The organism is Pseudoalteromonas sp. SWXJZ10B, from assembly GCF_015864475.1.
GTDB lineage: Bacteria > Pseudomonadota > Gammaproteobacteria > Enterobacterales > Alteromonadaceae > Pseudoalteromonas > Pseudoalteromonas arctica.
Map to the genome: position 1 here is coordinate 1 of NZ_JADYXD010000057.1, position 1,179 is coordinate 1,179.

The 1,179-nt window shown below is 33.0% G+C and carries 1 protein-coding gene; it reads left to right on the plus strand.

The window, feature by feature from the left end:
• Window positions 1-82: 82 nt before the first annotated feature.
• A complete protein-coding gene (locus I6F54_RS20155; RefSeq protein ID WP_165729589.1) occupies window positions 83-922 on the plus strand; it encodes a hypothetical protein in 840 nt (279 codons plus the stop codon).
• Window positions 923-1,179 lie beyond the last annotated feature (257 nt).

Here is a 1,179-nt window from a genome sequence, read left to right on the forward strand (position 1 = left end):
AACCAAAATAGGAACTCAGCTATGGTTTGTTTATCAATAAAAAAATTTTAAAACGAGTTAATCTACAGGCTCGTTAGATGCTATGAATATTTATCCTAATACTGGTGTTGAAAAAGTTGAATTTGGTATGTTCAGGGAGGAGATTAAAACCTTCTTAGGTCTACCTGATGAAATCTGTAACCCTGACGGTCAAGATGAAATTACGTCAGAAAAATGGATTTATAAAAAAATAGGGTTGGAATTGTCTTTTGATCCTGATTTAGAGTTTCGTTTTGATGGTTGTTATATCACTTCAAGCAATGCATGTTTGGATGATATTTGTATCATCGGATTAAGTTTGAATGAACTCGTAAATAAGTTTCCTTACTTAATTGTTAATGAAGGCTCCGAAAGATATAGAGAAGTCACTGCTCCTGACAGTGAAATGTACCTAACTCTTAAAGATGGTATCGTTAAATCAATATACATTTCACCTAATTCTCGTGAATTTATCTATGAATATAGCAGTAAGAGCTATAAAAGAATGATTGCAAGCAAGAGGTTAATAAAAAACTCTATCCGCAAAAGTGAAAATATTTTTGTTTCTGACTTATTAAATGTTCGGAGTAAATTAAACGAAAATACTACTCAAACTTTACAAAGTGATTTTGAATGGTTTTTAAGTAGTAGGTTACAACTTGATGTTTTCCCCGAGGCAATGTGGTGTGACGGCACTATTATTACATCGATAGTATTTCATTCCGATAAATTATTATATATTGAAGGCACTGCGGACATTCTCTCGTCAAACGATGATGACTTTTATCAAGTATGTAACGTAAGTGGTCATATTTTGTTAAATAACAAACTTAAGAGCATGAAGAAATACAACCTAACTTTGAGTTATGAAGGTAAGTCATTCGTTGCTAGAAAAGGTGTTTAATTAAAATCGCATCTAACAAGCTGCTCAAAAGGACAAAAAACAGTTGGCTGTTTTCGTTCCTCAACATTTTAGCCAACATTTTTTTGCCTCTTAGTGAGGCGTTGAGGCTGTAGAATTACTCTTTCTAGGAACGTATTCTACTATTTTCAATTGATTGCTTTTTAACCTTGAATCCATTCATTCGCTGTGATCTAATAGATATTATTCACCCACGGTAAACTGTTATGGCTAACTACAAGCCTGACTTATCCTGTCAA